General features: G+C 46.7%; 5 protein-coding genes and 1 tRNA gene. 5 read left to right on the forward strand and 1 reads right to left on the reverse strand.

What is annotated here, in order from left to right:
• Positions 1-131: 131 nt before the first annotated feature.
• Positions 132-530 (reverse strand): YccF domain-containing protein, encoded by a 399-nt coding sequence (locus tag Q338_RS12140; protein ID WP_034295868.1) that lies wholly within the window; start codon positions 528-530, stop codon positions 132-134.
• Positions 531-650: 120 nt separating this feature from the next.
• Here Q338_RS12140 and Q338_RS12145 point away from each other — a divergent pair, with 120 nt between their 5' ends.
• The 5 genes from Q338_RS12145 to Q338_RS12165 all read left to right on the forward strand — a co-directional run bounded on the left by Q338_RS12145 (position 651) and on the right by Q338_RS12165 (position 3,633).
• A complete protein-coding gene (locus Q338_RS12145) occupies positions 651-950 on the forward strand; it encodes a DUF2818 family protein (protein WP_034295870.1) in 300 nt (99 codons plus the stop codon).
• A 198-nt stretch (positions 951-1,148) separates the two neighbouring features.
• A complete protein-coding gene (locus tag Q338_RS12150; RefSeq protein ID WP_034295873.1) occupies positions 1,149-2,063 on the forward strand; it encodes a CobW family GTP-binding protein in 915 nt (304 codons plus the stop codon).
• 49 nt (positions 2,064-2,112) lie between these two features.
• Positions 2,113-2,739, forward strand: a complete 627-nt coding sequence (locus Q338_RS12155) for a thermonuclease family protein (protein WP_051968647.1) — start codon at positions 2,113-2,115, stop codon at positions 2,737-2,739.
• A 124-nt stretch (positions 2,740-2,863) separates the two neighbouring features.
• Positions 2,864-3,454 (forward strand): Maf family protein, encoded by a 591-nt coding sequence (locus Q338_RS12160; RefSeq protein ID WP_034295875.1) that lies wholly within the window; start codon positions 2,864-2,866, stop codon positions 3,452-3,454.
• Positions 3,455-3,557: 103 nt separating this feature from the next.
• A tRNA-Asn gene (locus Q338_RS12165) sits at positions 3,558-3,633 on the forward strand.
• The last annotated feature ends 12 nt before the right edge of the window (positions 3,634-3,645 follow it).

Raw genomic sequence — 3,645 nt, forward strand, 5'->3', positions numbered from 1 at the left:
CCCCTGCGTCTACCAATTTCGCCACCTGGGCTGGTGTTGAAGATTGGCATTATACGGCTTTTTGAAATCTTGTAAAGCGTTCAGGCTGCCTGAAAGCGCAGGGCAATGATTTTGTGTAAAATTTAATTAATTTAATCCAATTGAACGATGGTTTGTCCAATCGGCATCAGCGTGATTTTGGCTAATTTCAAATGCTGCAAAGCAAAGGGAATGCCAATAATCGTTACCGCGCAAGCCAACGCAGCCGTCAAATGCCCAATCGCCAACCACCAGCCACCCAACACAAACCAAATAATATTGCCCAATAAACCCAATGAGCCTGTGCCAATATCGTCTTCGCCCGTGATTTGATTGCGCGGCACGGCTTCACGCCCGAATGGGAACAGCGAAAATTGTCCAATCACAAAACACGCCCGCGCCCACGGCAAGCCAATAATCGTAATCGCCATCAGCAGCCCCGCCAGCCACCAACCCAACGCCGTCAAAAAGCCACCCAATACAAACCATAAAATATTCAAAATTGTACGCATAATGTTTCTCCGTTGTGATGATTTAAATGATAAGCATAAAGTAATGTTCAGGCTGCCTGAAAACAAGTGCCAAATTCGCAAATTATCGTTAAAATCGCGAGATTTGTTTGGGAGCTTGCGATGACGGCTGCAATGTACACTTTATTGATTTTGGCGGTTTTGATGGCGAATGCGCCTTTTTTGACCCAGCGTGGTTTGGGCATTATCGCTTTGAAACGCAAAACATTTTGGCACCATTTGGCGGAATGGGCGTTGGGGTTGGTGTTGGTGGGCGGTTTGGGGTATTTATTGGAGAAGCGCACGGGGGCGGTTCACACGCAGGGTTGGGAATTTTATGCGGTGGTGCTGTGTTTGTATTTGGTGTTTGCGTTTCCTGCGTTTGTGTGGCGGTATTTTTGGCAGGGACGACACAAGGAATAGGATAATTCATTTTCAGGCTGCCTTTTCGTACACGACAATCATTATATTATAGCACCAGATTTGGCAAAATATTTTAATTATTCAATCATTTTGGTGTGCACGGCGCACCCTACGATTATTTTTGTTGTGTATTTTCAGGCTGCCTGAAATATTTATATTTTTTAAAATTAAAAATAAATCAATTAATTAGGATAATTTATGAAAACGCAAGTACACTTATTTTCAGGATTTTTAGGCACAGGCAAAACCACCGCCATTCGCAGTTTAATTGCACAAAAACCTGAACATGAACAATGGCTTATTATTGTAAACGAGTTTGGCGAAATTGGCATTGATGGCGCGGTATTGTCGGACAATGGCATTCCTGTGGCGGAGATTTCTGGGGGCTGTTTGTGTTGCACGGCTGGGGCGCAGATGGGCGACACGGTTAAGCAAATGTTGAAAAAAAATCAACCACACAGAATGTTGATTGAAGCAAGCGGTTTGGCGCACGCGGCGGGCGTGATTGATGAATTGAAAGCCCCTGAATTTACAGAAAAATTAGAGATTGCCGCCGTGTTTACGGTGGTGGACCCGCGCCAATTTATTGACACGAATTTCGCCAGCCACGCGCTCTACAAAGACCAAGTCGGCGTGTGCGATGTCTTGGTGGCGAGCAAAACGGATTTGTGTAACGCGGAACAATTGGCGGAATTTCGAGCGCAGGCTGCCAAATTGTTTCCGCCCAAAGCCTTGATTGTGGAAGTGAACAACGCGCAAATGAAACTGGAATGGCTGGACACGCCTGTGCTGGAAAAATCGCGTTACCGTATCAAATCATTACCTGATAATACAATGGGTTACCAATCGCAAGGTTTTACTTTTGAAGTGGGCAGAAATTTTGATGGCGAAAAAATCACGAATTTTTTTAATGATTTGCCCAAAATGACGGACGGTTTGGTACGCGCCAAAGGGGTGTTTCAAGTTTTGGATACTTGGGTGTGGCTGAATTGGGTGGACGGGCAATGGGGCGCGAATCAGGTTTCGTGGCGGCGTGATAGTCGTTTTGAATTGATTGCCAAATCGTTTGACGCGGACGAAATTGAGCGGCGATTATTGGACGCGTTGGAATAAATTTCAGGCTGCCTAAAAACAGATTAACCATTTGAAAATATAAAAAATTATGGCACAAAAAAATATTGGCAATATGATTGTCAAACACATTTCCAATCCGAAAAATTGGACGAAGAAAAAAATGGCGGCGTTGGGCGTGGCGGTTGCCAGCGCATTGGTGGCGAATCAGTTTGCGGGCAAAAGCAATGCTTCGGGCGACAAGGCGGCGGCGAAAAAAGGGCAAACCTATGCCGCCAAAGTCATCAAAGTGGCAGACGGCGACACGGCAACCGTTACCGACACGCACGGCGCGAAACACACGCTGCGTTTTGCCTATATTGACGCACCCGAAAAAGCGCAAGCGCACGGCATTGCCAGCAAAAACGCGTTGGAAAAACTGATTCATGGCAAACAAGTGGAAGTTTATGTTACTGATGTGGATAGGTATTCGCGTGAAGTGGCGGTGGTGAAATTGCAAGGTTTGGATGTGAATTATGAGCAAGTGAAAAACGGCAACGCGTGGCACTACCAAACTTATGCGAAAAAATCGCAGCCATCGGGCGATTACAGTCGTTATGCGGCGGCGTTGGCGGCGGCGGAGAAAAATCGTGTGGGGCTGTGGTCGGGCAAAAAACCGCAAGCTCCGTGGGATTATCGCGCCCAATTGCGGGCGCAAGGCGGCAATACGGAAGAATAATGTTGGCACACAAAAACAGGCAGCCTGAAATTTTTCAGGCTGCCTGCTTCTCTTCTTCTCGTTTGGAAACTTGTTTGTAGTAGAATGTAATTTATTTATGAAAAAATAGCAAGGAAAATTTTTTATGCAACCTATTTTATTGGCTTCAGGCAGCCCACGCAGACGTGAAATTTTGGAAAATTTAGGTTTTATTGTTCACAAAATCTCTGCCGAAATTGACGAAACGCCACACGATGGCGAACTTGCCTACGACTATGTTCAACGCATGGCGGTGGAAAAAAACCGCGCCGCCATCGCCCAATTCGGCAGCACCGAACAAGCCATTTTGTCCGCCGACACCACTGTGGCATTAAACGGACACATTTTGGGCAAACCCGACAACGCCGCCCACGCCCACGAAATATTGTCCGCGCTTTCAGGCAGCACCCATCAAGTGATGACGGCGGTGTGCGTGTCGCGTGGCGGACGCGAGTGGGTGGCGGTGCAATGCAGCGATGTGCAATTTAAACCCTTGTCAGAACAAGAAATTGCCGCCTACATCACTTCTGGCGAGCCGATGGATAAAGCGGGGGCGTATGGGATTCAAGGCGTGGGTGGGGTGTTTGTGGCGCATTTATCGGGCAGTTTTACGGGCGTGATGGGTTTGCCCGTATTTGAAACGCTGAATTTATTGCGTGAAGCGGGCGTGGACGTGCCGCCTTTTCAGGCTGCCTGAAAATTAAATTGTAAGAAAATACAATTATTAACTGAAAAACATCAAAATTTGTTTTACAAATAAATTGACAGATTTTTGGATTGCGCTATAATTCAGTCTTCATTCCCTGATAGCTCAGTCGGTAGAGCGACGGACTGTTAATCCGCAGGTCGCTGGTTCGAGCCCAGCTCGGGGAGCCAAATTTAAACCGC

It is taken from the genome of Alysiella crassa DSM 2578 (genome assembly GCF_000745955.1).
GTDB classification, from domain to species: domain Bacteria; phylum Pseudomonadota; class Gammaproteobacteria; order Burkholderiales; family Neisseriaceae; genus Simonsiella; species Simonsiella crassa.

Coding starts and splice junctions, on each gene's coding strand:
- Q338_RS12140 (WP_034295868.1), bottom strand. CDS start 530: ATGCGTACAATTTTGAATATTTTATGGTTTGTATTGGGTGGCTTTTTG.
- Q338_RS12145 (WP_034295870.1), top strand. CDS start 651: ATGACGGCTGCAATGTACACTTTATTGATTTTGGCGGTTTTGATGGCG.
- Q338_RS12150 (WP_034295873.1), top strand. CDS start 1,149: ATGAAAACGCAAGTACACTTATTTTCAGGATTTTTAGGCACAGGCAAA.
- Q338_RS12155 (WP_051968647.1), top strand. CDS start 2,113: ATGGCACAAAAAAATATTGGCAATATGATTGTCAAACACATTTCCAAT.
- Q338_RS12160 (WP_034295875.1), top strand. CDS start 2,864: ATGCAACCTATTTTATTGGCTTCAGGCAGCCCACGCAGACGTGAAATT.